This window comes from Mesorhizobium intechi, from assembly GCF_002879535.1.
Taxonomy (GTDB): domain Bacteria; phylum Pseudomonadota; class Alphaproteobacteria; order Rhizobiales; family Rhizobiaceae; genus Mesorhizobium; species Mesorhizobium intechi.
This window is the reverse complement of sequence record NZ_PNOT02000232.1, coordinates 1-25,967: the sequence shown is the minus strand read 5'-3', so window position 1 is coordinate 25,967 and position 25,967 is coordinate 1. Positions and strand designations below refer to the sequence as shown.

The window sequence follows — 25,967 nt, the reverse complement described above, 5'->3', positions numbered from 1 at the left end:
GAGCCCCAGCCGCGCCTTGCCGGAGAATCCGAGGTGCGACTGCTTGGTCACCTTCAGATAGTCGTCATAGAAACCGATGGAGCCGAAGCCCAGCGTCACCAGCAGCACCACCCAGACATAGATGCTCGACAGGTTCGCCCATAGAAGCGACGAGCCGATGATGCCCGACAGGATCATCAACCCGCCCATGGTCGGGGTGCCGGCCTTCTTGAAATGCGTCTGCGGCCCGTCGGCGCGGATCGGCTGGCCCTTGCCTTGCCGTAGCCGCAGCGAATTGATGATGGTCGGCCCGAAGATGAAGACGATCAGCGCGGAGGTGATCAGCGCCCCGCCAGTGCGGAACGTGATGTAGCGGAAAACATTGAAGACCGAGATCTTGTCCGCGAAATCGACGAGCAGTGTGAACATGCGCTTTCGTCCCCCGACTTGACCTAGGCCAGTTTGCTGGTTGTCGTTTCAGCCGGGTATCTGCCCAGCAGCGCATCGACCAGTTTTGCAAAACCGATGCCCTTCGACGATTTGATCATCACCACGTCGCCAGGCTTCAGCGCGGCAAGCAGCACCGGCTTCAATTCCTCGACGCCGGCGCGGTATTCCGTCTTGATGTCGCCCGGCAGCGCCTCCGCCAGCGCCCGCATTTCGGGGCCGCCGAGAAACACGGTCTGCGTGCCGGTGCCGACGATAAGAGCGGCAAGGGCGGCATGCAGCTTGGCCGAATGCTCGCCAAGTTCCAGCATGTCGCCGAGCACGGCGATGCGGCGCCCCTCACCCGTCACCGGCGTCGCGTTGAGCAGCGCCATCGCCGCCGCCATCGAGGCCGGATTGGCGTTGTAACTCTCGTCGATCAGCGTGATCGGCCCACCAGGGTGGCGCAACACATGGCGCTTGCCGCGGCCGCGCTCGGCCGAGAGATCGGCCAGTGCCAGTGCCACCTTGTCGAGATCGGCACCGACCAGTTGCGCCGCGCCCAGCACCGCCAGAACGTTCTGCACCATGTGCCGGCCAGGCGCACCGATGCGGGCGATCATGTCATGGCCGCCTATCCGGGCGGCGATGTCGGAATGGTCGGCATGCAACTCGCATTTGGTGAGCTTGAAGGTCGAGCGTACATTCTCGCCAAAGCCGTAGACATGCTCGATGCCGGCGGCATGCGCCATCCTGTCGAGCAGCTTGAAGCGCGCATCGTCGCGGTTGAGGACGGCCGCACCTTCGGGCTCCACCCCTTCGAAAATCTCGGCCTTGGCCTTGGCGATCTCGTCGAGATTGCGGAAGAATCCGAGATGCGCCGCCGCGATCATGGTGACGATGGCGACATGCGGCCGTACCATCTTCACCAGCGGCCGGATCTCGTCGGGATGGTTCATGCCGATCTCGAACACGGCATAGTCGCAATCGTCGGGCATGCGCGCCAGCGTCAGCGGCACACCCCAATGGTTGTTGAAGGACTGCGCCGAGGCATGCACCTTGCCGACCGCCGACAGCACGTGGCGCAGCGCTTCCTTGGTGGTTGTCTTGCCGGCCGAACCGGTCACCGCGATGATCTTGGCCTGGGAGCGTGCGCGCGCCGCGACACCGAGCTTTTCCAATGCGACCAGCACGTCCTCGACGACGATGATCGGCGCCGTCAGCCGGCCGAGCGACGGCAGCTTGCCTTCCGCCACCACCAGCACGCCGGCGCCGGCCTTGATGGCCGCCGTGGCGAAGTCGTGGCCATCCATCGCCTCGCCCTTGATAGCGAAGAAGGCGTCGCCCGGCTGCAGGCTGCGGCTGTCGATCGAAATGCCCGATATGCCTTCGGGCATAGGGCCGAGCGGCCGCCCGTCCATGGCGGCCACCAGCGCGTCGCAGGTCCACAGCAAACTCATGCGACACGCTCCCGCAGCGCGGCGCGGACTTCCTCGTGATCGGAGAAATGCAAGGTTTCGGAGCCGATCGTCTGGCCTTCCTCGTGCCCCTTGCCGGCGACGATCAGCGTGTCGCCGGCATCAAGCATGCCGACAGCCTCGTGGATCGCCTTGCGCCGGTCGCCGATTTCGATGGCGCCCGGGGCAGCGGCAAGAATCGCGGCGCGGATCGTCTCGGGCACTTCCGACCGTGGATTGTCGTCGGTGACGATGACGACATCGGCAAGCCGGGTCGCGATTTCGCCCATGATCGGCCTTTTGCCCCGGTCACGGTCGCCGCCGCAGCCGAACACGACCATGACGCGACCAGTGGTAAACGGGCGCACCGAAGCCAGGACGTTTTCCAGCGCATCGGGCTTGTGGGCGTAGTCGACATAGACCGGCGCACCGCTGGCGGTGGTGCCGACCAGGTCGAGCCGCCCCGGTGCGCCCTTGAGTTTCTCCAGTGCCATCAAGGCCTTGGCGACAGGCGTTCCGGTGGAAATGGCGAGCCCCGCCGAAACCAGCGCGTTCGAAATCTGGAAATCGCCGGCCAGCGGCAGGTCGATTTCGTAAAGCACGCCCTCGGCCTCCACTTCGGCGCGCTGGCGATGACGCTCATGCTCGACCCGCTTCAGCGTCAGGAAGGCGCCATGGCGGCCAACAGTCAGCACGTTGAGCCCGGCAGCCTGTGCCGCCTGGATGGTCGGCGCCGACCACGGATCGTCGGCCAAGATGACCGCCGGCGCGCCCTTCGGCAGCAGTGTGTCGAACAGGCGCAGTTTGGCGCGGTGATAATCCTCGACCGTCGGGTGGTAATCCATATGGTCGCGGCCAAGATTGGTGAAGCCGCCGGCGGCGAGCTTCACGCCGTCGAGACGGCGCTGGTCGAGCCCATGGCTGGAGGCTTCCATCGAAGCGTGGGTGACGCCGGCATCGGCCAATTCCCGCAGGAGCTGATGCAGGGCAATCGGATCGGGCGTCGTCAGCGAACCGTACTCGTTGCGGCCTGGCGCCACCACGCCCGTCGTTCCGATCGAAGCCGCGGCATAGCCCGCCTGCTCCCAGATCTGCCTGGTGAAGGCGGCGACCGAGGTCTTGCCGCTGGTGCCGGTGACCGCGACCATGGTTTGCGGCTGCTTGCCGAAATAGCGGGCGGCACTCAGCGCCAAAGCCAGGCGCGGATCGTCGACAGCCAGCACCGGAACCGGCAGGCCGGCAACGGAACTGCCCTTGGCGATCACGACCGCAAGCGCGCCGCGCCTGGCCGCGTCGGCAGCGTAGGCCGCACCGTCCGCCTTGGTGCCGGCGAGCGCAAAAAAGACCACGCCCGGTTTTACCTGGCGGGAATCGGACGAAATCCCGGCAACCTCCAGATCGGCGGAAGCTGTTCCTTCGACTGGCAGGACACCGGCTAGATCTCTGAGCTTCATCGAGTTCCGTTCACCGCAATAAAATAGCGCGCAGTCGCCGGCGCGCCCTAAGAATCACTCATAGGAAACCAACGTTGCACCATTTTCATGGCTGAAATCTGGTTTCACGCCAAGCATGGCCGCCGACCGCCTGATGATATTACCCGCAATGACCCCCGCATTCGCGGCGGCGACATCGGTCATCCCAGGCTTTTCCGGGTGCGGCGCATCGGCAATGGTGAACACCAGATATTGCGGATCGTCCATCGGGAAGGCAGCGACAAAGGTATTGAAATTCAGGTCTTTAGAGTAGCGGCCGTTGATGACCTTCTCGGCCGTTCCGGTCTTGCCGCCAACGCGGTAGCCGGGGACTCTGGCGTTTCTGGCCGAGCCCTTCTCGGCATTGAGCGAATAGAGGTAGCGCATGCCCTCGACCGTCTTTTCGGTGACGACCTTTTTGGCAATCGCCATCGCCTCCTGCTGCGTGCGCACCAGGAAGGTCGGATTCATCAAATAGCCGCCATTCATCAGTGCCGCGCAGCCGACAGCCGCCTGCAGCGGGGTCGTCGATACGCCATGGCCGAAGGCGATGGTGAACGAATTGACCTGTTTCCAGACCTTCGGTTCGGTCGGTCGGGCGACTTCCGGCAGTTCGGTCTGCATCCTTTCCAGGATGCCAAGGCGATGCAGGAATTCCCGGTGCCCCTCGATGCCCACCAGTTCGGCCTCCCTGGCCGATCCGATGTTGGACGAATAGAGGAACACCTCCGGCAAGGACAGCACACGGTTCTTGCCGTGGAAATCGTGAATGGCCTGATGGCCTACCCGGATCGGATGCGAAGCGTCGAAACGACTGTTCATCGTCGCCTTGCCGGAATCGAGCGCCATGGCCGAGGTGAAGCTCTTGAAGGTCGAGCCCATCTCATAGAGGCCCGCCGACATCCGGTTCAGCCGATCCTTTTCCTGTGCATTGTAGGGATTGTTCGGATCGAAATCCGGCACCGAGGCCATGGCAACGACTTCGCCGGTCTTGACGTTGAGCACGACGGCGCCGGCCCCGAGCGCGCGATAGCGCTCCAGGCCGGCGGCAATCTCGTCACGCACCACATGCTGGACGCGCAGATCGATCGACAGCTTCACCGGCTTGAGATCCTTGGCCACCGCCAGGCCCGACGCCTGCAGGTCGCTCAGGCCCTGTTCGTCGATATATTTCTCCATGCCGGAGATGCCCTGGTTGTCGACGTTGGTCAGGCCGACAATGTAGGACGAGGTTTCGCCGCTCGGATAGAAACGGCGCTTCTCCGTGCGGAAGCCGAAACCGGGAATGCCGAGCTGCATGATGTCGGCCTGCTGCTTGGGCGTCAGCTGTCGCTGCAGCCAGACGAAGCCGGCGCCGCTCTTGAGCTTGTGGTAGGTCTGCTCGTAATCGATCTCGGGCAGCACCGTCGACAGCTTCTCGATCGCCTCGTCGGCGTCGACGATGCGGCGCGGCTCGGCGAACAGCGAGGCCGTCTTGATGTCGGTCGCCAGCACTTCGCCATTGCGGTCGACAATGTCGGGCCGCGAGGCGGTGATCCGGCTCTGCGGGCCGCCCGACAGGTCAGGCGTCTGGAAGCCGAGATACACCAGCCGCCCTGAAATGGTCGAGAAGATGCCGAAGAACACCGCCATCGTCATCACGATGCGCGCCTTGCCCTTGCCGCCGGTCGCCTTGCGGGCGCCCTCGACGACGATAGATCCATCTTCACCCGTCCTGGCGCGACGCTTCAGCAGTTTGGCGATCATTGGGCGATGCCTCCGGTCACGACGGGATCCTTGCCGTCCGCGGGCGCCTTGTCGGAATTGTCGGCCATGCCGCCCTGGCGTCCGTTCAGAATGTCCTGGATATCCAGGGCCTTGGCTGGCAGGTCGCCCAGACCGACGATCTGGCGGGCGCTGACTGGCTCGAGCGCCAGCTGCGACTTGTAGAGTTCTGCGAGCTTCTGCAGCCGCGACGGCTGCGTGAGCAGGCTCCAGTCGGCCTTGAGCAGGTCGATCGTCTCCTCCTCATAGCGTATCTGGTTGTGGATCTTCTGCACCGCCGCCAACTGGTCTTCGGCCTCGCGCTTGGTCTTGTAGGTCAGGGCCGCCGCTGAAACCATGACGGCGATCAGAACAATGTCGCTGGTACGGAACACGTGCTTACCTCTCCCCCGGCCGGTCGATGCCGGGAAGCTTTGGAAGGCCGAATATCGAAAAATCGCCGGCGCGCGCCGGGGCCTCGGTGCGGATTGCCGCGCGCAGCCTGGCCGAGCGGGCGCGCGGATTGGCGGCGACCTCGGCATCATCAGCCGTCACGCCGCCACCGGCCTTGCGGAAGGTCGCCGTGCGCGCATGTGCCTCGGGTAGGTGACGTGAGCCGGTCGCCACGTCGGCGCGGTCGGCGATGAAGCGCTTGACGATGCGGTCTTCCAGCGAATGGAACGTCACCACGGCCAGACACCCGCCGGGCTTCAATGCGCGTTCGGCAGCCAACAACGCCTTGGCCAGTTCGCCGAGCTCGTCATTGACGTAGATGCGCAGCGCCTGGAAGACGCGGGTTGCTGGGTGGATCTTGTCCTTCGGCGCGCGGCCAATATGCGTCTCGATGGCGTCGGCCAGTTCCAGCGTGCGCTCGAACGGCTTCTTTTCGCGGCGCGCCTCGATCATGCGGGCGATGCGGCCGGCGTGGCGCTCCTCGCCGAGGAAGCCGAAGATGCGGGCAAGGTCGCCCGGCTTGAAACCGTTGACGACATCGGCCGCACTCAGACCCGCCTGCGCCATGCGCATGTCGAGCGGCCCGTCGAAGCGGAAGGAGAAGCCGCGCTCGGCCTGGTCGAGCTGCATGGAGGACACGCCGATGTCGAGCACGACGCCGTCGGCCCTCTCGACATGCTCGTCCAGCGTCGAGAACGGCGCCTGCACCAGCCTCAGCCGGCCGCCCGATTGTGCCTCGAGATCGCGCCCGGCGGCGATGGCGTCGGGATCGCGGTCGATGGCGACGACGGAAGCGCCGGTCGCCAGAATGGCCCTGGTGTAGCCGCCGGCGCCGAACGTGCCGTCGATGATGATGTCGCCTTCCGCCGGCGCCAGTGCCTCGAGCACTTCGCCAAGGAGGACCGGAATGTGGCGGACCGATCCGCCAACGGCGTGGACGTCATCGCCGTGGCCCACCGTCATTCCGGTCGCTCCCCAGGCTTCGTCCCCTGCCGAAGCTGCAAAAGCCTGGCCCGCGCCTGCGCCCCATAGGCCGCAACCCGTCCCGGCTCCCAGATCTGAAAGAAATTGCCGCGCCCGACAAAGGCCACCTCCGCCGAGATGCCGGTATGCTCGCGAATGAAATCGGTCATGGTGATGCGGCCGTCCTGGTCGAGTTTCAAGAACGCGCCGTCGCCATGGCAGAAGAACGACATGTCGTCCGCCGTCTGCAGGAAGGGATCTTCCAGCGCGATACGCTGCTCGTAACGGTCGAGCAGGTCGAGCCCGCCGACATCCATCGCCGGCAGGTCCAGGCAGCGCAGCGCATAGAGTTCCGAATAGCCGCGCTTCTGCACGACGGCGCGGAAATGCGCCGGAACGGACACCCGCCCCTTCGCATCGATCCTGCTCACCGTGTTCGACAGAAACCGGTCCATTAAACGTTACAGCCGCTTGCGCCGCCGCACCCCTCTTCATCGTCTTGCACGCGCCGCCGCAGCGCGTTCCCTGCCCCGTATCAGCCTCGCCCGCACGGGCAAAAACCAGCAAACGCGCAGCCGCCGCGGCTGCCCGACTGGCGTACGCTTTACCCTGACGCGGAACGAAGGCTTTGATGTCTCGATGGGATATCATGGGGCACTATGGGCGTCAACGGGAATAGGCTTCACAAACACGCGCCGCAGCCAGTCCGAGCAGCCGTTACGGCACGTCCCCTCTTTATCGATCATTAAGCCTAACGAAGCGTTTAGAGCCTCTGGCCCAAAAAGACCTGGCTTGCCGCCAATCACCCGCACGCATAGCGTCGAGCGAGGTCTTCCGCACAAAACAAGGATCGAGATCATGTCCGAGACGGCAAAGTCACGCGCCGCCGAACTTTCTCATTTGCGCAGCCGCGATTTCGCCAGTGGCGACCCGATCCCATTGCCGCTAACCATGGCTTCGATCTTTCACACGCCGGGCGTAGGGACCGGGGTCGATCAATATGGCCGCTACGACAATCCAACCTGGCGCGCCGTGGAACATGCGCTGGGCCATTTGGAAGATGCGCAATGCGTGAGTTTTCCCTCTGGAATGGGCGCGATTTCGTCGGTGTTTTTCGCGCTCCTGAAATCAGGCGATCGCGTGCTCCTGCCGGCGGACGGCTATCACGCCACGCGCGCGATGGCCGAACGCTTCCTGAAGCCGCTCGGCATCACCTGCGATACCAGGCCGACGCCGACCTTCCTTGACGGCGGCTTCAAAGGCTATTCGCTGGTCTTCGTGGAAACCCCGTCCAATCCGCGGCTGGACATCTGCGATATCTCGGCGATTGCCAAGGCTGTCCACGAACAAGGCGGGATCCTTGTCGTCGACAACACGACGATGACGCCCTTCGGCCAGCGTCCGCTCGACTTCGGCGCCGATATCGTCGTCTCCGCCGACACCAAGGCGGTCAACGGCCATTCGGATGTGCTGTTCGGGCACGTCGCCAGCCGCGCCCCCGACATCATATCCAAGGTGACGGACTGGCGCGCAATGGCCGGCGGCATTCCCGGGCCGTTCGAGGCCTGGCTGGTGCATCGCGGTCTCGAAACGCTGGAGGTGCGCTTCGATCGCATGTGCTCGTCCGCTGAAACGATCGCGCAGCGGTTGAAAGAACATCGCGCGGTCCGCGGCCTGCGTTTTCCCGGCCTGAACGGCGACCCGTCGCACAACCTTGCCCGCGCCCAGATGGAGCGCTTCGGCTTCCTCATCTCCTTCGAACTCACGTCCGAGGACAAGGCCGAGGATTTCATCAACAATTGCCCATTGATAGAGGCCGCGACCTCCTTCGGCGGCGTCCACACCTCGGCCGAGCGGCGCTCAAAGCGAGGCGATGCGGTACCGCCCGGCTTTGTGCGCCTGTCGGTCGGCTGCGAACCGGTGGAAGAACTCTGGAAAGCGATAGAGACGTCGCTGGACAGGATCAGCGGCTAATCGCACCAGCTTCGAGCGACAGCCGGCCCTGGTTCTTGCAGGCGAACGCATGAAAGACCTGAATCGACAGGCGCGCCCGAGGACGCAACCTGCTGATCTCAAAGGGTTTATCCTCGATGACGAAACTGCCAGCTGGCCTGTAAGCCGGGTTCTGTATGGCCCTCGCCCCTTGCGGGACGAGAACGCGGCGGCCATTCATCTTGGGCGCATGTTGCCATGCGCCTCACGCAACCTACCCGGACGGTGGGCCGGAAACAGCCCTCGAGGGTTTCCCCTCGCACCGCCCCTATTCGGTTTTGCTCCCGGTGGGGTTTACCGTGCCGCTCCTGTTGCCAGTCGCGCGGTGGGCTCTTACCCCACCCTTTCACCCTTACCCCGACTAAGTCGTGGCGGTTTGCTTTCTGTGGCACTTTCCCTGGGGTCGCCCCCGCCGGCCATTAACCGGCACCGTGTCTCCATGGAGCCCGGACTTTCCTCACTCGCGGCCTTTCGGCGTTTGCGAGTGCGGCCGCCCAGCCAGCTGGCAAGGCGTATAAAGGGGTTCAGCCGGGAAAACGCAAACGAAAAAGCCGGCTTGTGCGCCGGCTCTCGCAACTTGCCATCAAAGCGCGGCCATCTGAACCTTGACCTTGCTGCAATAGGCGGCCGAGATCGGGTTCATCCGCGTCGCGGCATGGCCGGCATTGTATTTCAGGATCGTGCCACAGGTCGTGCCACCGCCAAGATTCTGCGCCAGAGCGAGATACTTCATGCCGTATTTGATGTTGGTGTCGGGATCGAACAGGCCCTTGGCCGAACCGTTGTAGCCCATCATCCGCGCCGTCGCCGGCTTGATCTGCATCAGGCCGATCTCGCCGGCACTGCCGACCATGTTCGGCCGGTAGTTGCTCTCGATCGTGATGACGGCGTTGGCCAGCGACACCGGAACGCCGTAGCTTGCCGCATAGCGGGCGACGATCGCGGAATACTGGCCGCTGCTGGCCACCGCTGCCGTCGACGCAGCGACATTCCTGAGACCGATCGATGCCGTCGTCGTCATGTCGACGGTTTTGCGGCCACGCTTCGTCTGCCTTTTGGCGGAGGATTTCTTCGCCTTGGTCCAGCTGGCTTTTTCCACCTTGGCGGATGCCTGCTTCTTCGTTGCTTTCAGGCTCTTGCTGCTTTTGGCCGAAATGGCCTTGCCCTTGGTCACCGCGACGAGCCCCTGATCGGCCCGGGGGCTCCATGTCGCGGCATCAGCCGCGCTGAAGGCAAAAGTCACTACGCCGGCAGCAAGAGCTGCCGTTACAACGGTCAATTTCTGCATGTGATCCTGTTCTGTCTGGACCGCACGAAGATATTCGCGCGGCGCTGCTTGATTAATAGCGGAACATCCGGGGGGCTGGAGGTCCGACAAACTGTACGAATTGCCCTTTGAGGCCCGAATTGGCACCAATGAAGGCGGGGCAAGTCACTTTGAGTGACAGTTTGTAACCTTGCAGGGGAAAAGATTACTTGGGCAGCGCCCTGCCCCCGGGTGAGCCGCTCACGGAGGCAAGCAACTTCCGCAGCGTGCGCATGGTCGAGCCATCGGCCAGCCCGTCGACCAGACGGGGCCGGAAATGCCGTTGGAAGGCCTCAACGACAATCCGCGTCTGAGGGTCGAAAACACCCGATATCTCGACACCATAGCCATAGAGCGTCAGCATGGACTGCAGCGCCTCGACATCGGCGCCTCTGTCGCCGGGCTTCAGCGCGGTCCCGCGCCTGATGGGTGCAGCCGGCACAAGATGGCCGACACCGGCCTTGAACAGGGCCGCCCATGGGAACTTCTCGCCCGGATCGATCTTGCGGCCCGGTGCAATGTCGGAATGCGCGAGCACCCGCATGGCAGGGATAGCATGCCGAGCGGTAATTCCCTTGCACAGGCCGATCACCGCCTCGATCTGGCGCTTGGGAAACCCGGGATAGCCCAGCGAATGGCCAGGATTGACGATCTCGATGCCCACCGAGCAGGAATTGATATCGGCGCGTCCGGACCAGGAACTCTTGCCAGCGTGCCAGGCACGGTCGCTTTCCCGCACCATCTGCACGATGTGGCCACTCTCATGGACGAGATAGTGCGATGAAACCTCGCTCGCCGGATCGCATAGCCACGCTTCCGCCCCGGCACCGGTCGCCATGCCGGTGTAGTGCAGCACGATCATGTCGGGTTTCAGCGTATCCCGCCTTGGCCCAAAATTCGGCGATACCCTGACCTCGGCGCTCGGCTCGTCGGGCAGGAAGCCGCTCATGCGTGCCGCAGGCCCCGCTCAATCATTTCATAGGCGGCGTTGATAGCGGCGACCCTGGTGGTGGCGATCTTGATGAATTCCTGCGGCAGGCCACGCGCGATCAGTCGGTCGGGGTGGTTGTCGGAGACAAGCTTGCGGTAACGCTTCTTGACCTCATCGAACGGCCTGCCGCGCTCGATGCCGAGCACGACATAGGGATCGCCGGCGCCAAGATCGACGTGCCGGGCCAAGATCGATTCGTAATGCGTCTCGTCGATGCGGAATATCTCGGCGATACGGCGCAGGAAGATGCCTTCGCGTTCATGCACCAGCCCATCTGCCTTGGCGATGTGGAACAGGCCGTCGAGTATGTCTTCCAGCATCACGCAGTTGGAATGTCCGGAACCGCACAATTGCGCCATGCGCTCGGCATAGGTTTCGAAACCAGCCACGTCCCGCTGCGCGAGATCGAACAGCCGCGCGACGTTGCGCGTCTCCTTGGGCGGCACTTCGAATATTTCCTGGAAGGCGCGAACCTCATCCTGGGTGACGATGCCGTCGGCCTTGGCCATCTTGGCCGAGAGCGCGATCATCGCCACGGAAAAGGCGACGCGGCGGCGCAGGTCCGCATCGCCGGAAAACACCGTGCGCACGGCCTCCACGACATCGGCGACGCCCGACGAGGCTGAAGACGATACCCGCGTGATGAAGTCGCCGAGGCGGTCCCAAATCGACATGGCCGCTTCTTAGAGCGAACCGGTCCATGCTATCAAGCCAATAACGGGGTTGTGAACGGCAGCCGCCCCGGCAGATCGATGCATCGGCCTGCGAAAAAGGCCGGCATGATGCCGGCCTTCCTCCCAAGACACGCTTACTGGGTACTCAATACAGGCTACTGCGCGGGCGCAGGAGCGGGCGTTGCCGGAGCCGGCTCGGCGGGCTTGGTCGAATTGTCGGCCGGAGCCGCAGGCTTCATCGGCTGCTCGGCAGCCGGCGGATTGGTGCTCTGCGTGGTGGTGGTGTCAGTGCCCTTGCCGCTGTCGCTGCAGGCCGCGACGCCCAGCAGGGCAAGGGCGGACACGGAAGCCAGAATGAGCTTTTTCATAACATCTCTCCTTCATACACGCTCACGTTGCGGTGAACGGTCGCAGAGGAAATGCGCGACACCGCCATGGGTTTCGTAACGTTGCGTTTCCGCGTGTAACATCAACGGGATGCGTTGCTGCCGACGCATTGGCGCATTAACAACGAAAGCTGACAACGAAAATGCCGGAGACAGCCGCCATGGCCGCGAAATGGGATTTCTGGATCGACCGCGGCGGCACCTTCACGGATGTCATCGGCCGCGATCCGCAAGGGGCGCTGCATCCGCGCAAGCTTCTGTCGGAGAATCCCGAAGCCTATGCCGATGCGGCCATCCAGGGCATTCGCGACCTGCTCGGCGTTGAAGCGGGCGCCGCGATCCCGTCCGGGCTGATCGGCGACATCAAGATGGGCACCACGGTCGCCACCAACGCGCTCCTGGAGCGCAAGGGCGACCGCGTGCTCCTGCTCATCACCAAGGGGTTTCGCGATGCGCTGAGGATCGCCTACCAGGCGCGGCCCGACATCTTCGCCAAGGAGATCATCCTTCCCGAGCAGCTCTACGAGCGCGTCATCGAGATCGACGAGCGCGTGCTGGCCGATGGCTGCGTCGAACAACTGCTCGACATCGCCGCTTGCCGGCCCGCGATCGAGCAGGCCAAGGCCGACGGCATCGACGCCGTCGCCATCGTCTTCATGCATGCCTGGAAATACCCCGATCACGAGAAGGCGGTGGCAAAGATCTGCCGCAAGATCGGCTTCGCCCAACTCTCGGTCAGCCATGAGGTCTCGCCGCTGATCAAGCTGGTCGGCCGCGGCGACACCAGCGTGGTCGACGCGTATCTCTCGCCCATTCTGTCACGCTATGTGCAAAGGGTGGCGGGAGAACTGGGCGCGGCGAGAGACGGCGACCAGTCCCCTCGCCTGATGTTCATGATGTCGTCGGGCGGCCTCACCGCCGCCGACATGTTCCAGGGCAAGGACGCCCTGCTGTCGGGCCCGGCCGGCGGCGTCGTCGGCATGGTCGAGACGGCCAAGCTCGCCGGCTTCGGCAAGGTCATCGGCTTCGACATGGGCGGCACCTCCACTGACGTTGCCCATTACGATGGCGAATACGAGCGCGCTTTCGATACCGAAGTCGCCGGCGTGCGTGTCCGCGCGCCGATGATGCGCATCCACACCGTCGCCGCCGGCGGCGGTTCGGTCCTGCATTACGAGGCTGGGCGTTTTCGCGCCGGACCGGATTCCGCGGGCGCCAATCCCGGCCCTGCCGCCTACCGGCGCGGCGGCCCGCTCGCCGTGACCGACGCCAACGTCATGCTCGGCAAATTGCAGCCCGATTTCTTCCCGGCGATCTTCGGCCGCCGCCAGAACCAGCCGCTCGACGTCGAGACCGTGCGCGCGAAATTCGCGGCCCTGGCCGACCAGATCGGTGACGGCCGCTCGCCGGAAGCGGTTGCCGAGGGCTTCGTCACCATCGCCGTCGAGAACATGGCCAATGCCATCAAGAAGATTTCCGTGCAGCGCGGCTACGACGTCACGGAATATCTCTTGAACTGCTTCGGCGGCGCCGGCGGCCAGCACGCATGCCTGGTCGCCGACGCGCTCGGCATGGAAGCGGTGCTGATCCACCCCTTCTCCGGCCTGCTTTCGGCCTATGGCATCGGCCTGGCGTCGGTCTTTGCCTCGCGCCAGCAGGCCCTGCTCAAACCGCTTGCCGAAGAGTCCCGAACCGAGATCGGCGGCCTCATCGCCATCTTGAGAAAGGCCGTCATTGCCGAGCTCGCGGTGCAAGGCATCGCCGAGGACGCGGTGGCCGCCAAGCCCGTGCTGCATATCCGCTATGACGGCACCGACACGACGCTGCCCGTGAATTTCGAAAGCGACTCGATTTTCCAGGCGAAACGCGATTTCGAAATCGCGCACAAGGCGCAATTCGGCTTCGTCTATGACGACAAGCCGATGATCGTCGAGACCGTTGGCGTCGAAGGCAGCGAAATCGGCCAGAGCAGCGCCGAAGCCTATGCGCCCGCCGGGCCCGCACGGATTGAAGCCGGCGCTTCCGGAACGCGGCGCATCTACACCGAAGGCCGGTGGCATGAAGCCGGCATCCATCGTCGCGAGGACCTTCGCCCATCCAATCTGATCGCCGGCCCCGCTCTTATCATCGAACCGAACCAGACCATTGTCGTCGAACCGGGCTGGCGGGCCGAAATCACCAACCTCAACCATGTCGTGATCCGCCGGACGGAAAAGAAGGCGCGCGCCGCCGCTCTCGGCACCGACGCCGATCCGGTGATGCTCGAGGTCTTCAACAACCTGTTCATGTCGATCGCGGAGCAGATGGGTGTCACGCTGCAGAACACCGCCTATTCCGTCAACATCAAGGAAAGGTTGGATTTCTCCTGCGCCGTCTTCGACCATACAGGGGCGCTGGTCGCCAACGCGCCGCACATGCCGGTGCACCTCGGCTCAATGGACCGCTCGGTCGAAACCATCATCCGGCTGAACTCCGGCGACGTCCACCCAGGCGACGTCTTTGCCTTGAACGCACCGTACAATGGCGGCACGCATCTGCCCGACATTACCGTGGTGACGCCGGTGTTCGACGACGCCCAGAAAGAGATCCTGTTCTGGGCGGCCTCGCGCGGCCACCACGCCGATATAGGCGGCACCGCCCCCGGCTCGATGACGCCGCTCGCCACCACGGTCGACGAGGAAGGCGTGCTGTTCGACAATTTCCGCATCGTCGACCGCGGCAAATTCCGCGAGAAAGACCTGCATGCGCTGCTCACCGACCATCGTTACCCGGCCCGCAACCCGCACCAGAACATCGCCGACCTCAAGGCGCAGATCGCCGCCAATGAGAAAGGCGTCGCCGAACTGCGCAAGATGGTCGCGCATTTCGGCCTCGATGTCGTCGAGGCCTATATGGGCCACGTTCAGGACAATGCGGCCGAGAGCGTGCGGCGGGTGATCGAGCGGCTGCCCGATACATCGGCCTATGAGTATCCGACGGATACCGGCCAGGTGATCAAGGTGAAGATATCGGTAGACCGGCAGAAGCGCGAAGCGACGGTCGACTTCACCGGCACGTCGCCTGTCATGAAGAACAATTTCAACGCGCCCGAACCAGTGGCCCGCGCCGCGGTCCTCTACGCCTTCCGTGTCATGGTCGAGGACATGATCCCGATGAACGCCGGGTGCCTCAGACCCATCAACATCGTCATTCCCGACGGCTGCATGCTGAAGCCCGCCTACCCTGCCGCCGTCGTTGCCGGCAATGTCGAGACCTCGCAGCACGTCACCAACGCGCTCTTCGGCGCCATGGGCGCCATGGCCAATGCGCAGGGAACGATGAACAACCTCACCTTCGGCAACAAGAAGTACCAATATTACGAGACGATCTGCTCCGGCTCGCCTGCCGGCCATATGAACTCCGGCCGCGGCTTTGCCGGCACCTCAGGCGTGCACACGCATATGACCAACTCACGCCTCACCGATCCAGAGGTCCTGGAATTGCGCTTTCCCGTGGTGCTGGAGGATTTCCACATCCGTAAGGGATCGGGCGGCAAGGGCAAGTGGAACGCCGGCGACGGCACCAGACGCAGCATCCGCTTCCTCGAAAAGATGGAATGCGCGATCCTGTCCTCGCACCGCAACCGCCCGCCGCAGGGACTGGACGGCGGCGGCGACGGCGAGGTCGGCTCGACCAAGATCCGCCGCAAGGACGGGACGATCGAGGTGCTGAAGGCCTGCGACCAGACCGTGCTCGAGGCCGGTGATGTCGTTGTTGTTATCACGCCGACGCCTGGCGGGTTTGGCCGACAGTGAGGACAAGTGGCCATGGCCATCGTGAAACATTCACGCCTGCCCGAGCAAGACCTTCAACGATGGTTGTGTTGATGGACGCCAGTCGCTCAGCCCGGGCATTGTCCCGTCAGTTGTCCTACAGCAAGGTGCCTGTCGGGCTCACCCATATCAATGGGGCTTCAAAGTTGGCGAGGATGATGCCCGTGCAACTGGGTCGCGGTAAGGAACGCATTCGCGACGGCCTGATGTGAGGAAACGTCAACAGGCTGTCACCGGCCTGTCATGACGCTGCGATACCCGCTTGCGGCAAAGCAAATGGGGAATCACTTTGTCATGACGGACGTCTCCTCGGATCTGGTTTTTCGCCGTGGCAAGGAAGTTGGAAAAGCCGTCTACCAGAACCGCGCGCTCTCCAAAGCCGGCATCTCCGAGCGGCTGTTCGCCTTCTTGTTTTCCGGCCTCGTCTATCCGCAGATCTGGGAAGACCCCGATGTCGACATGGAGGCCATGCGGCTTGGCCAGGGCCATCGCATCGTCACGATCGCCTCCGGCGGCTGCAACATCCTGGCCTACCTCACCCGATCGCCGGCACGCATCGACGCCGTCGACCTCAACGCCGCCCACATCGCGCTGAACCGCATGAAGCTGGAGGCGGTGCGCCGCCTGCCCTCGCAGGGCGACCTGTTCCGCTTCTTCGGCGCCGCCGACACCAGCCACAATTCGCAGGCCTATGACCGTTTCATCGCGCCGCATCTCGATCCGGTCAGCCGCCACTATTGGGAACGCCGCAACTGGCGTGGTCGCCGCCGCATCGGTGTTTTCGACCGCAATTTCTACCAGACCGGCCTGCTCGGCCTGTTCATCGCCATGGGCCATCGCACGGCGAAGTTGTTCGGCGTCAACCCGGCCCGCATCATGGAAGCCAGGAACCTCGGCGAACAGCGTCGCTTCTTCAACGAGGAACTGGCGCCGGTCTTCGACAGGAAGCTCTTGAAATGGGCGACCTCGCGCAAGGCTTCGCTGTTCGGCCTCGGCATTCCGCCGGCGCAGTATGATTCGCTGATCACATCAGGCGACGGCACAATGGCCAGCGTGCTGAAGGCCCGATTGGAAAAGCTCGCTTGCGATTTTCCCCTGGAACACAATTATTTCGCCTGGCAGGCCTTTGCCCGCCGCTATCCCGAACCCGGCGAAGCAGCACTCCCCGCCTATCTGGAAAAACAGAACTACGAGACCATCCGCGGCAATGTCGACCGCGTCGCCATCCATCATGCCAATCTGATCGAGTTCCTGGGCAGCAAGGATGCGGGCACCGTCGACCGCTTCATCCTGCTCGATGCGCAGGACTGGATGACCGACGATCAGCTCAATGCGCTGTGGTCGGAAATCAGCCGCACCGCCTCCGCTGGCGCCCGCGTCATCTTCCGCACCGCCGCCGAGCCCAGCCTGCTGCCGGGCCGCGTCTCGACCTCGCTGCTCGACCAGTGGGACTATCAGGACGAGGCCTCTCGCGAATTCTCCGCCCGCGACCGCTCCGCTATCTATGGCGGCTTCCACCTCTATGTGAAGCGCGCCGCATGAGCACGACCGAGCTGCCGGCCAGCCCCGAATTCAAGGCCAATCATGCCGAACTGATGGACGGCGTCTACCGCTGGCAGCGCCACATCTACGACCTGACCCGCAAATACTACCTGCTCGGTCGCGACCGGCTGATCGACGGGCTGGAGGTGCCGGCCGGCGGTACCGTGCTGGAGCTCGGCTGCGGCACCGGCCGTAACATCATCCTCGCCGCCCGCCGCTACCCCGACGCCCGTTTCTTCGGCCTCGATATCTCGGCCGAAATGCTAGAGACGGCCGGCAAGGCGATCGACCGCGAAGGCCTGTCCGGCCGCGTCACGCTCGCACGAGGCGACGCCACCGATTTCGACACCGCCGCACTTTACGGCATCGAGCGCTTCGACAGTATCTTCGTCTCTTATTCGCTGTCGATGATCCCAGGCTGGGAAAGGACGGTGTCGGCGGCACTGGCAGCACTATCCCACAACGGCTCGCTGCACGTCGTCGATTTCGGCCAGCAGGAAGGCCTGCCGGGCTGGTTCCGTACCTTGCTGCGCGGTTGGCTCGCAAAATTCCACGTCACGCCGCGCGAATCGCTGCGCGAAGTTCTGGAATCGGAATCTCGGCGAACCGGCGCAACCTTCCGTTTCCGCACGCTTTATCGCGGTTATGCCTGGCTGGGCGTGATTGGACCGCGCAACTAGTGCAGCGCCTTCACCAGCGCGCCCACCATCGTCTGCGGGCGATAGCCGAGCTTGGCCGGGGTCAGCCCTAGCCGCACGATCACCAGCTGCTCCGAGGGAATGATGGCGACGGTCTGGCCATCGTGCCCTTCCATCCAGTAGGTGTCCTTGGGCAGGCCGGCCGCGACGCCGGCGCCGGGGTTCTCCTCATCGCCCGGCGCCTCGATCCACAACTGCCCCTTGCCGTAGACTTTCGAGGCAGGCGCCGGTTCGCGCATCCAGTCGACGAAGCCGGCCGGCAGCACCTGGTTGCCGTTCCACGCTCCACCCTGCAGCAGGAACTGGCCGAAGCGGGCCCAGTCATGCGCCGTGGCGTAGAGATAGGACGAGCCGACGAACGTGCCCTGCTCGTCGGTTTCGAGCACCGCGCTGTGCATGCCGAGCGGCCCGAACAATGCGCTGCGTGGCCATGTCAGCGCCTTGGCCTTGTCGCCGATCGCGTCCTGCCAGAGCCGCGACAGCATCACCGCCGTGCCGCTCGAATAGGAGAACACCTTGCCGACCTCGCCTGCCAGCGGCTTTGATGCGGCAAAGCCCGCCATGTCGGGCTCGAGATAGAGCATGCGCGTGACATCGGCGACGTCGCCATAGTCCTCGTTGAATTCCAGCCCGCTCGACATCGCCATCATGTCGGCAAGGCTGATGGCGGCGCGGCCGTCCGCCTTCCACGGCGCGAACAGGCCCTTGTTGTCGATGGCCATCTTGCCGTCCTTGACCAGCGTGCCGACGATCGCGGCGTTCACCGTCTTGGTCATCGACCAGCCCAGCAGCGGCGTCCTGGCCGAAAAGCCGTCGCCATAGCGCTCGGCGACGACGCGGCCGTTCTTGACCACGACCACGGCGCGCATGCCCGAACCGGTCAGCGCCGCATCGTCGAGCAGCTTTGCAATCACCGGATCCTGCGATGCCTCGACCCGCTCGCCTTCGGGCCACAGCGTATCCGGGCCCGTTGCCGAGGGTTCGACATGGACCGTCGTGCGCCGCGCCTTGCCGACATCGCCGTCGGGGATCGAGGCGCAGCCCAGCCCATCGCGGAAAACCGCCTCGCTCTTGCCGAGGAAGCCCAGCAGGCCCGCCGAAACGGTGCCCCTGTTCTTGTCGACCGAGATCCGCATCAGCCGCAGCAGCGGGTGGCCGGGCGCCTGCACGTCGACGGCAAGCACTTCATTGGCATCGCGTCCGGCGATGAAGACGTTGGAGCAGACGATCTTGGCTGAATAGCCGGAACCGACGCGGATCAGTTCGGGCGGCGCGACGTAGAGCCAGGCAAATAGCCCGGCGACCGCCAGCACGATCAGGACAAGCAGCCATCTGACGATCTTGACCACCACTCGCATCCGCTTCCTCCCGGGCTTTCGCCCGACCCTTATGTCATCGAATTGCCGCCATTGCTGCCGCAAAATCGGGGCTCTTGTCGAGCGCCGTCAACGGATTATCAACCGTGATCGGCGATCACAGGATGCATGTCTCCCAAAAGCGCGCCGCGGTTTTGGGACATGCACAGAAGGGATAAGCTGGGCGATGCTGTGGGGCGATCGCCTGGAGGGGGCTCGACCAATCGTCGGCCATCGGTTCACAGACCCATCAGCGACCGGCTGTTTCCGGCTTGGAAGTTGTGATGCGCCGTCTTGCGGCCCTTTTCATGCTGACGCTGCTTGGCGCCTGCTCGACCGTGGACGATCTGTCGCCGCTGTCGCCATCCGGGTCCAGCAGCCCGACAGTCGCCGTGCGTGCCCCCCGCTTCGAAGATTCCAAGCCGCATGAATGGGACAGCGGCGCGCCGTGGAACTATGCCGTTCACGGCACCGACGTTTCCAAGTACCAGACCTCGGTCGACTGGCCGACAGCCAAGGCGAGCGGCATTTCCTTCGCCTTCATCAAGGCGACCGAAGGCGGAGACCGCTTCGACGAGTATTTCAACGAGCACTGGACGCACACGAAAGCCGCCGGCGTTCCGCGCGCGGCCTATCATTTCTTTTATTTCTGCACCCCTGCCGCCCAGCAGGCGCGCTGGTTCATCCAGAACGTTCCCGTCGACCGCTCCGCCATGCCGCCGGTCCTTGACATGGAATGGAACCCAAAATCGCCAACCTGCCGATTGCGTCCCGACGCCGCCACGGTTCGGGCGGAGATGACCACCTTCCTCCAGATCGTCGAGCGCCATTACGGCAAGAAACCGATCATCTATACCTCCGTCGACTTCTTCGACGACAACCAGTTGTCGACTTTCCGAGGCTACCCCTACTGGCTGCGCTCGGTCGCCGGCCACCCACGCGAAAAATACGGCAGCCACCCCTTTACCTTCTGGCAGTACACTGGAACCGGCATCGTCCCCGGCATGACCGGCAAATCAGACATCAACGTCTTCAACGGCTCGGAAGCCGCCTGGAACAAATGGTTGCGGCAGAACACCCGGTGATATCATGTTCGATGGCGGCGCAGCCTTTGGACCAATCACGCCGGCAGAGTTCCCGTTGAACCGGGTTCAACCGCGCAAAGCGCCAGGGGAATAAGTGGTTGCGGCAGAACACCCGTTGACATAGGGCCTGCCGCCTGCTTTTCGACACAGCCAGCGGTGCAACCGCCGGTAACCCAGGGGCGTTGGGTTTTCAGCCGAGCAAGACAATGCCCTCTTCGTTTCGAAAGGAAGCCGATGCGACTGCGTTCCCAAGCCCTCGCGGCGCTATTGCTGTGCGCCACGGCCTTGCCGGCGATGGCGCAGGAATGCGGCGGCGACTTCGAAACCTGGAAACAGGGCGTGGCGGCTGAAGCCAAGGCCGCCGGTGTCGGCGCCGCCGGGCTCGATGCGCTGGAAGATGCCACCTTTGACGAGCGGGCGCTGGCGCGCGACCGCGCCCAGGGCGTCTTCACCCAGACCTTCATCGAGTTCTCCAACCGCATGATTTCGGCCTACCGGCTGAAGCAAGGCGCGGCGAACATGAAGAAATACGCCGATGTCTTCGCCCGCGCCGACCAGCAGTTTGGCGTGCAGGCGCCCGTCATCACCGCCTTCTGGGCGCTAGAGACGGATTTCGGCGCCGTGCAGGGCGATTTCCATACACTGAGCGCCCTGGTGACGCTTTCGCATGATTGCCGGCGCCCGCAGCTGTTCCGCCAGCAGCTTGTGCCGCTTCTGGAGCTGATCGATCGCGGCGTGCTGCCAGCCGACGTCAAGGGCGCCTGGGCCGGCGAGATCGGACAGACGCAGATCCTGCCTTCGGACTATCTGGCCCGGGGCGTGGACGGCGACGGCGATGGTAAGATCGACCTGCGCAACAGCGTGCCCGACGTGATCATGACCACCGCAAACAAGGTGCTGTCGCGTGGCTGGAAACGTGACGAACCCTGGATCCAGGAAGTGCGCGTGCCCGACGAGATGCCCTGGGATCAGACCGGTCGCACCAACAAATTGCCCCTCACGCAATGGGCGCAGTGGGGCGTCACCAATCCCGACGGCTCGCCGCTTGTCGACAAAGGCCTGAAGGCCGGCCTGGCGCTGCCCATGGGCCGCAAGGGCCCGGCCTTCCTTACCTACGACAATTTCGACGTCTATCTCGAATGGAACCAGTCCTTCACCTACGCGCTGACCGCAGCCAACCTCGCCGCGCGCCTCGCCGGCGCACCGCCGCTTGATCCGCGCAACCCGGAACAAGGCCTCAACAACGAGCAGATGAAGGCGCTGCAGACCAAGCTCGAGGGTCGCGGCTACGACGTCGGCACGGTCGACGGCATTTTGGGCACCAACACCCGCGAAGCCATCCGCAAGGAGCAGATGCGGCTTGGCTTGCCGGTGGATGGCTGGCCGACAACGGAGCTTTTGGCGAAGCTGTGAAAGAGTAAGTCAGGAGGGAGTAGGGAAGACTGAAGGACGGCTCACTCACCGATCACCACTCGCCACCCTCCTCGCCCGCATGAAATCGATGAAGACCCGCAAGGCCGGCGGTACGTGCCGCGAGCTTGGATGGTACAGATAGAAGCCCGGGAAACTGGGCGACCAGGCTTCAAGAAAACGGACGAGCCTGCCGTTTTCGATCCAGGGCCGCACCTGGTATTCGAACATATAGGCCACGCCTGCTCCATCCAGCGCCGCATGGAGCATCAGTTCGGTGTCGTTGACGGTCAGGCTGCCCTCGACAGCGATTTCCAGGGCCCGTTTGCCGCGCGCGAACTCCCATCGATAGAGGTTGCCGCCGCCGGGCCACTGGAATTTTATGCATTGGTGCTGGTGCAGCTCTTGCGGATGGCGAGGTGCGGCCCGGTTCTCCAGATAGGCGGGGGCGGCAACCGCGGCCATCTGCAAATCCTCGCTCAGTTTCACTGCCACCACGTCCTTCTCCAGCCGCTCGCCAAGCCGGATACCGGCATCGAATCGGCCCCCGACAATGTCGGTCAGCGTATCGTCGACGATAACGGTCAGCGCGACGTCGGGATAGGCGCGCTGGAAGTCGCCCAGGATCGGGACGATGAACCGCATCGCGGCGACGCGCGGCACGTTGATGCGCAGCGAACCCGCCGGCCGGTTACGCGCGGCATGAACGTCCGCGACGGCGCCCTCCAGCGCGTCGAACGCAACAGCAAGGCGCGCAAACAGCGTGTCGCCGGCTGCAGTGGGTGAAACACTGCGCGTCGTGCGATTGAGCAGCCTGACGCCGATGCGGGCCTCCAATTGCCGGATCGACTGGCTGAGCGCCGGCGGAGACACGCGCAGCCGGGCGGCGGCGCGGACGAAACTGCGCTCTTCCACGATTGCCGCGAATGCCTTGAGCTCGGTGAATTCGGACCCACGCATTATGTCTCCCAACATTAATAAGCCAGTCAGATAATAGGTCATTATCTGATCAGTTGCATGTCGCTATTTCTCCACCATCGACCCCGTCACAGGAAACCGGCGCGGGTCCGAATGGTTGAAGGAAATTTGTCATGTCCCAGTCTCTGCACGGCAAAACCGCACTCGTCACCGGCAGTTCGCGCGGCATCGGGCGAGCCATCGCCGAAGGGCTCGCGGCCAAGGGCGCTGCCGTCGTCGTAAACTATGTCGGCAACCGGAAAGCCGCTGATGAGGTCGTGGCCGCGATCGCCAGCAAGGGAGGAAAAGCTGTCGCCATCCAGGCCGACATGTCCAGCGTCTCGGATATCCGCCGCCTGTTCGACGAGGCCGAGAGTGAGTTGGGCGGGATCGACATCGTCGTTGCCAATGTCGGTGTCGCCGTCATCAAACCGCTGACCGAGGCAACCGAAGCCGATTTCGACCATGTCTTCGGCATCAATGCCAAGGGCACCTTCTTCACGCTTCAGGAGGCGGCGCGCCGTGTGCGCGACGGCGGCCGCATCATCACCATCTCCACCGGCGGCACAAAGATGTTTTTCACGCAGACGGCGCTCTATCTCGGCAGCAAGGGCGCCGTCGAACAATTCGTCCGCGTGCTCTCGCGTGAGCTCGGGCCGCGCGGCATCACGGTGAATGCACTGTCGCCGGGCTTCACCGATACGGACCTGCTTCCCGAGCGCGATCGCGCCGTGGCAGCCGGCATGTCGCCGTTCGGCAGGATCGGTGCGCCGCGCGACGTTGCCGATGTCGCGGTCTTCCTGGCCGGAGACGAGGCCCGTTGGCTGACCGGCGAAAACATCCAGGCCGGCGGTGGCGTGGCCTAATCCGCCATGGTCTCCAGGCTGGCGAACCCTTGCGGCGCGTCGCCCTCGTCGAACGGTGTCGTCACCTCGACGAAAGTGTCGGGATAAAAGCCGTTGAAGCGGGTCCTGAGCGACAGCGAATAGGCGCCGATATGGCCGATTTCGATCCAGTCGCCGGTATCGACGGTTTCCGGCAGCCAGAACGGCCTGGACAGGATGTCGACGGAATCACAGGTCGCGCCGCAGACCTTGAACGGGACGATGTTCTTTTCAGCGCCATTGCGGGTCCTGATCGCCGGATCGGGGATGAAGCGCGCCGGCAGCGTGATCTTGCCGGTCCATGAATCCGACAGCGACGCCCAGATGCCGTCATTGATGTAGAGCCGCTTGCCCTTGCGCAACAGCACGCGCACGATCAGCGACAGGCAGCGCGCCACGATCACCCTGCCCGGCTCGGCCACCAGCGGCATCTGGTCGAATTGGTATTCCTTGAGGTCGCCGGAGAGCCGCGACATGATCTGGCCGAGCGACGGCATCTCGACCTGCTTGCGGTTGGGATCATCTCCATATTCGGCCGGAAAGCCGCCGCCGACATCGAGGCCGGCGATGTCGAAGGTCAGCCGGTTGCGCACCCAGTCGGCCGAGGCCAGCGCCCGCTCATAGGTGTCTGGATCCTCGATCTGGCTGCCGACATGGAAACACAGGCCAACCTTGTAGCCCGTCCGGTTCAGCCGCTCGGCGAGTTCGACCGCATAGGCCGGCCCAGCCCCGAACTTCTTCGACAATTCGTAGGCGGCCGACCCTTTCGTCTGGACGCGCACGAACACGCTGATCGAGCCAGGGTCGATGTCGAGCGCCCGGACCACCCGCGTCAGCTTGGTGATCTCGTCCTCATGGTCGAGCGAGATGACGCGGATGCCGTATTTCTCCAGCGCCAGCTTGATGTCCGACTGCGCTTTGACGGGGTGCATGTAGAGCATCTCGGCATCGGCAGAGACCGCACGCACCGCAGCGAATTCGCCAGGCGAAGCGACGTCGAAGGCAGTGACGCCGGCCTCGACCAAGGTCTTCAGCACGATCTGCTCGCCATTGGTCTTGACCGCATATGCGGTTTTGCCGGGGAACATGCCCATGAACTGCCTGGCATCGGCCTTCAGCACCTGCGGGCGGAAGCAATAGACCGGATCGTCGGGACGAAGCGCCAGTGCCGCCTCGCGGGCATTCTCRAATCGCTGCATTGACGAATCCTCGATCTCGGCTGCGCACAATTAATCCAAGCTAGCGGCCAATGAAAACAATTCTGTGTCTCGTGCAACTGACGCCGCGACGGTAGTCTTCGGCAAGGTCGCTTGCCGGAGATCACGTTTCGGGTGGCGCTCGTCGCCGGACGCGATAGCTTGTGCCTGGCCGGCTGACATTCGAGCCGGCATGTCGGGGGAGGACGATCCACATGGCAATTGCCGCTGCATCCGCGCCACGCGGACCGATGACGCTCGCCGACTGGGGGCAGTTGCTGCTGCTTGGCGCCATCTGGGGCGGTTCGTTCTTCTTCGCCCGCATCGCGGTGGCGGAGCTGCACCCGCTGGTGCTGGTGCTGTTTCGCGTCGCCATCGCGGCAATCGCGCTGCAGATCTATCTCGGGCTGCGCGGCCCATCCTTCCGCCGTGCCTTTCCGCATGCCGGCCTGTTCTTCCTGCTGGCCTTCACCAACAATGTCATCCCCTTCTCGCTGATCTTCGCCGGCCAGACCGAGCTTGGCGCCGGCGTCGCCTCGGTGCTGAACGCCACGACGCCGTTCTGGACGCTGATCCTCGCCAACGCGCTGACATCGGACGAAAAGCTCTCCTGGAACAAGCTCGCCGGCATTGGGCTCGGCGTCGCCGGCACCGCCGTCATGATCGGTCCTGGCCTGCTCGCGGGGCTTGGCGGCCCTGTCTGGGCGAAATTCGCGCTGATCGGCGCGTCTTTGTCCTATGGCGTCGCGCTGATGGTCGCCCGCCGCTTCAAGGGCGTGCCCTCGCCGGTCATCGCCACCGGGCAGTTGACCGCTTCGACCATCATCATGATACCGGTCGTGCTGCTCACGCACGGCCCGGCCGGTCTGTTCTCGGCCTCGCCGCCAGTCTGGGCGGCGGTGCTGGCACTGGCGCTGCTGTCCACCGCCTTCGCCTACATCCTCTATTTCAACCTCGTCGCCTCGGCCGGCGCCACCAACGCCTCGCTGGTCACGTTGATCGTGCCGGCCAGCGCCATGCTGCTCGGCTTTCTTTTCCTGCACGAGCGGCTGGAACTGTTCGAGATCGGTGGCGTGGTGCTGATCGGCCTTGGTCTTCTCACAATCGACGGACGTGTCCTTGGCAGGCGCTAGGCGCGAAAATCGAAGCCGGCTTTCGCGGCGGTAGCGCTGCCATGACACAACAT

At 64.0% G+C, this 25,967-nt stretch carries 21 protein-coding genes, 1 other RNA gene and 1 pseudogene; 8 read left to right on the top strand and 15 right to left on the bottom strand.

Annotated features, from left to right (window positions below):
- The 7 genes and pseudogenes from mraY to mraZ all read right to left on the bottom strand — a co-directional run.
- A pseudogene (mraY, locus tag C1D09_RS20500) lies at nt 1-408 on the bottom strand (phospho-N-acetylmuramoyl-pentapeptide-transferase); the annotation flags it as partial.
- Between the two features lie 23 nt (nt 409-431).
- Nucleotides 432-1,865: a UDP-N-acetylmuramoylalanyl-D-glutamyl-2,6-diaminopimelate--D-alanyl-D-alanine ligase gene (locus C1D09_RS20495; protein WP_143976022.1), complete on the bottom strand. Its 1,434-nt coding sequence runs from the start codon at nt 1,863-1,865 to the stop codon at nt 432-434.
- Complete coding sequence (locus C1D09_RS20490; protein ID WP_143976021.1) at nt 1,862-3,316, bottom strand: UDP-N-acetylmuramoyl-L-alanyl-D-glutamate--2,6-diaminopimelate ligase; 1,455 nt, start codon at nt 3,314-3,316, stop codon at nt 1,862-1,864. Before C1D09_RS20490 ends, C1D09_RS20495 begins: the two co-directional genes overlap by 4 nt.
- A gap of 54 nt (nt 3,317-3,370) precedes the next feature.
- Nucleotides 3,371-5,080, bottom strand: coding sequence for a peptidoglycan D,D-transpeptidase FtsI family protein (locus C1D09_RS20485; protein WP_143976020.1), 1,710 nt, complete (start codon nt 5,078-5,080; stop codon nt 3,371-3,373).
- Nucleotides 5,077-5,472: a cell division protein FtsL gene (ftsL, locus tag C1D09_RS20480; protein WP_095787739.1), complete on the bottom strand. Its 396-nt coding sequence runs from the start codon at nt 5,470-5,472 to the stop codon at nt 5,077-5,079. Before ftsL ends, C1D09_RS20485 begins: the two co-directional genes overlap by 4 nt.
- Nucleotides 5,473-5,476: 4 nt before the next feature.
- Nucleotides 5,477-6,493 (bottom strand): 16S rRNA (cytosine(1402)-N(4))-methyltransferase RsmH, encoded by a 1,017-nt coding sequence (gene rsmH / locus C1D09_RS20475; protein WP_143976019.1) that lies wholly within the window; start codon nt 6,491-6,493, stop codon nt 5,477-5,479.
- On the bottom strand, nt 6,490-6,948 hold the full coding sequence (mraZ, locus tag C1D09_RS20470) for a division/cell wall cluster transcriptional repressor MraZ (RefSeq protein ID WP_143976018.1): 459 nt from the start codon (nt 6,946-6,948) through the stop codon (nt 6,490-6,492). The genes rsmH and mraZ overlap by 4 nt, the downstream gene beginning before the upstream one ends.
- 403 nt (nt 6,949-7,351) lie before the next feature.
- Here mraZ and C1D09_RS20465 point away from each other — a divergent pair, with 403 nt between their 5' ends.
- Complete coding sequence (locus tag C1D09_RS20465; RefSeq protein ID WP_143976025.1) at nt 7,352-8,467, top strand: cystathionine gamma-lyase; 1,116 nt, start codon at nt 7,352-7,354, stop codon at nt 8,465-8,467.
- A 124-nt stretch (nt 8,468-8,591) separates the two neighbouring features.
- Here C1D09_RS20465 and rnpB read toward each other — a convergent pair.
- From rnpB to C1D09_RS20440, 5 genes are all read right to left on the bottom strand, one after another.
- An RNA gene (rnpB, locus tag C1D09_RS20460) (RNase P RNA component class A) lies at nt 8,592-8,991 on the bottom strand.
- Nucleotides 8,992-9,068: 77 nt separating this feature from the next.
- Nucleotides 9,069-9,773 (bottom strand): lytic transglycosylase domain-containing protein, encoded by a 705-nt coding sequence (locus C1D09_RS20455; RefSeq protein WP_143976017.1) that lies wholly within the window; start codon nt 9,771-9,773, stop codon nt 9,069-9,071.
- 184 nt (nt 9,774-9,957) lie between these two features.
- Nucleotides 9,958-10,740 (bottom strand): peptidoglycan recognition protein family protein, encoded by a 783-nt coding sequence (locus tag C1D09_RS20450; RefSeq protein WP_143976016.1) that lies wholly within the window; start codon nt 10,738-10,740, stop codon nt 9,958-9,960.
- A complete protein-coding gene (locus C1D09_RS20445; protein ID WP_143976015.1) occupies nt 10,737-11,456 on the bottom strand; it encodes a J domain-containing protein in 720 nt (239 codons plus the stop codon). The genes C1D09_RS20450 and C1D09_RS20445 overlap by 4 nt, the downstream gene beginning before the upstream one ends.
- A 155-nt stretch (nt 11,457-11,611) precedes the next feature.
- Entirely contained in the window at nt 11,612-11,824 is a 213-nt protein-coding gene (locus C1D09_RS20440) for a hypothetical protein (protein WP_019859105.1), read from the bottom strand.
- 179 nt (nt 11,825-12,003) lie between these two features.
- On the opposite strand from C1D09_RS20440, the gene C1D09_RS20435 reads away from it, so the two are divergent.
- From C1D09_RS20435 to C1D09_RS20425, 3 genes are all read left to right on the top strand, one after another.
- Nucleotides 12,004-15,636 carry a hydantoinase B/oxoprolinase family protein gene (locus tag C1D09_RS20435; protein WP_143976024.1) on the top strand — a complete coding sequence of 1,211 codons (3,633 nt, stop codon included), beginning with the start codon at nt 12,004-12,006 and terminating at the stop codon, nt 15,634-15,636.
- 261 nt (nt 15,637-15,897) lie between these two features.
- Nucleotides 15,898-17,196, top strand: coding sequence for a BtaA family protein (locus C1D09_RS20430; RefSeq protein WP_143976014.1), 1,299 nt, complete (start codon nt 15,898-15,900; stop codon nt 17,194-17,196).
- Complete coding sequence (locus tag C1D09_RS20425) at nt 17,193-17,876, top strand: class I SAM-dependent methyltransferase (protein ID WP_143976013.1); 684 nt, start codon at nt 17,193-17,195, stop codon at nt 17,874-17,876. Before C1D09_RS20430 ends, C1D09_RS20425 begins: the two co-directional genes overlap by 4 nt.
- Here C1D09_RS20425 and C1D09_RS20420 read toward each other — a convergent pair.
- On the bottom strand, nt 17,873-19,252 hold the full coding sequence (locus C1D09_RS20420; protein ID WP_143976012.1) for a serine hydrolase domain-containing protein: 1,380 nt from the start codon (nt 19,250-19,252) through the stop codon (nt 17,873-17,875). The genes C1D09_RS20425 and C1D09_RS20420 overlap by 4 nt on opposite strands.
- Before the next feature lie 281 nt (nt 19,253-19,533).
- On the opposite strand from C1D09_RS20420, the gene C1D09_RS20415 reads away from it, so the two are divergent.
- Nucleotides 19,534-20,334, top strand: coding sequence for a glycoside hydrolase family 25 protein (locus C1D09_RS20415; protein ID WP_143976011.1), 801 nt, complete (start codon nt 19,534-19,536; stop codon nt 20,332-20,334).
- Nucleotides 20,335-20,568: 234 nt separating this feature from the next.
- The gene (locus C1D09_RS20410) at nt 20,569-21,747 is read left to right on the top strand and encodes a lytic murein transglycosylase (RefSeq protein WP_143976010.1); all 1,179 of its coding nucleotides are present in this window, start codon (nt 20,569-20,571) and stop codon (nt 21,745-21,747) included.
- A gap of 45 nt (nt 21,748-21,792) precedes the next feature.
- On the opposite strand, the gene C1D09_RS20405 is transcribed toward C1D09_RS20410, so the two are convergent.
- Nucleotides 21,793-22,746, bottom strand: a complete 954-nt coding sequence (locus tag C1D09_RS20405; RefSeq protein ID WP_342780247.1) for a LysR family transcriptional regulator — start codon at nt 22,744-22,746, stop codon at nt 21,793-21,795.
- An 89-nt stretch (nt 22,747-22,835) separates the two neighbouring features.
- Here C1D09_RS20405 and C1D09_RS20400 point away from each other — a divergent pair, with 89 nt between their 5' ends.
- The gene (locus C1D09_RS20400; RefSeq protein ID WP_143976009.1) at nt 22,836-23,567 is read left to right on the top strand and encodes an SDR family oxidoreductase; all 732 of its coding nucleotides are present in this window, start codon (nt 22,836-22,838) and stop codon (nt 23,565-23,567) included.
- Here the strand turns inward: C1D09_RS20400 and C1D09_RS20395 are convergent.
- The gene (locus C1D09_RS20395; RefSeq protein WP_143976008.1) at nt 23,564-24,784 is read right to left on the bottom strand and encodes an alanine racemase; all 1,221 of its coding nucleotides are present in this window, start codon (nt 24,782-24,784) and stop codon (nt 23,564-23,566) included. The genes C1D09_RS20400 and C1D09_RS20395 overlap by 4 nt on opposite strands.
- Nucleotides 24,785-24,996: 212 nt before the next feature.
- On the opposite strand from C1D09_RS20395, the gene C1D09_RS20390 reads away from it, so the two are divergent.
- Nucleotides 24,997-25,914: a DMT family transporter gene (locus C1D09_RS20390; protein WP_143976007.1), complete on the top strand. Its 918-nt coding sequence runs from the start codon at nt 24,997-24,999 to the stop codon at nt 25,912-25,914.
- Nucleotides 25,915-25,967 lie beyond the last annotated feature (53 nt).

What these genes read in the sequence shown, in the direction of transcription:
- C1D09_RS20390 (WP_143976007.1), top strand. Translation starts at nt 24,997, where the DNA reads ATGGCAATTGCCGCTGCATCCGCGCCACGCGGACCGATGACGCTCGCC.
- C1D09_RS20400 (WP_143976009.1), top strand. Translation starts at nt 22,836, where the DNA reads ATGTCCCAGTCTCTGCACGGCAAAACCGCACTCGTCACCGGCAGTTCG.
- C1D09_RS20410 (WP_143976010.1), top strand. Translation starts at nt 20,569, where the DNA reads ATGCGACTGCGTTCCCAAGCCCTCGCGGCGCTATTGCTGTGCGCCACG.
- C1D09_RS20445 (WP_143976015.1), bottom strand. Translation starts at nt 11,456, where the DNA reads ATGTCGATTTGGGACCGCCTCGGCGACTTCATCACGCGGGTATCGTCT.
- C1D09_RS20435 (WP_143976024.1), top strand. Translation starts at nt 12,004, where the DNA reads ATGGCCGCGAAATGGGATTTCTGGATCGACCGCGGCGGCACCTTCACG.
- C1D09_RS20415 (WP_143976011.1), top strand. Translation starts at nt 19,534, where the DNA reads ATGCGCCGTCTTGCGGCCCTTTTCATGCTGACGCTGCTTGGCGCCTGC.
- C1D09_RS20440 (WP_019859105.1), bottom strand. Translation starts at nt 11,824, where the DNA reads ATGAAAAAGCTCATTCTGGCTTCCGTGTCCGCCCTTGCCCTGCTGGGC.
- C1D09_RS20405 (WP_342780247.1), bottom strand. Translation starts at nt 22,746, where the DNA reads ATGACCTATTATCTGACTGGCTTATTAATGTTGGGAGACATAATGCGT.
- C1D09_RS20465 (WP_143976025.1), top strand. Translation starts at nt 7,352, where the DNA reads ATGTCCGAGACGGCAAAGTCACGCGCCGCCGAACTTTCTCATTTGCGC.
- C1D09_RS20485 (WP_143976020.1), bottom strand. Translation starts at nt 5,080, where the DNA reads ATGATCGCCAAACTGCTGAAGCGTCGCGCCAGGACGGGTGAAGATGGA.
- rsmH (WP_143976019.1), bottom strand. Translation starts at nt 6,493, where the DNA reads ATGACGGTGGGCCACGGCGATGACGTCCACGCCGTTGGCGGATCGGTC.
- C1D09_RS20430 (WP_143976014.1), top strand. Translation starts at nt 15,898, where the DNA reads ATGACGCTGCGATACCCGCTTGCGGCAAAGCAAATGGGGAATCACTTT.
- C1D09_RS20490 (WP_143976021.1), bottom strand. Translation starts at nt 3,316, where the DNA reads ATGAAGCTCAGAGATCTAGCCGGTGTCCTGCCAGTCGAAGGAACAGCT.
- C1D09_RS20420 (WP_143976012.1), bottom strand. Translation starts at nt 19,252, where the DNA reads ATGCGAGTGGTGGTCAAGATCGTCAGATGGCTGCTTGTCCTGATCGTG.
- C1D09_RS20450 (WP_143976016.1), bottom strand. Translation starts at nt 10,740, where the DNA reads ATGAGCGGCTTCCTGCCCGACGAGCCGAGCGCCGAGGTCAGGGTATCG.
- C1D09_RS20455 (WP_143976017.1), bottom strand. Translation starts at nt 9,773, where the DNA reads ATGCAGAAATTGACCGTTGTAACGGCAGCTCTTGCTGCCGGCGTAGTG.
- mraZ (WP_143976018.1), bottom strand. Translation starts at nt 6,948, where the DNA reads ATGGACCGGTTTCTGTCGAACACGGTGAGCAGGATCGATGCGAAGGGG.
- C1D09_RS20425 (WP_143976013.1), top strand. Translation starts at nt 17,193, where the DNA reads ATGAGCACGACCGAGCTGCCGGCCAGCCCCGAATTCAAGGCCAATCAT.
- C1D09_RS20495 (WP_143976022.1), bottom strand. Translation starts at nt 1,865, where the DNA reads ATGAGTTTGCTGTGGACCTGCGACGCGCTGGTGGCCGCCATGGACGGG.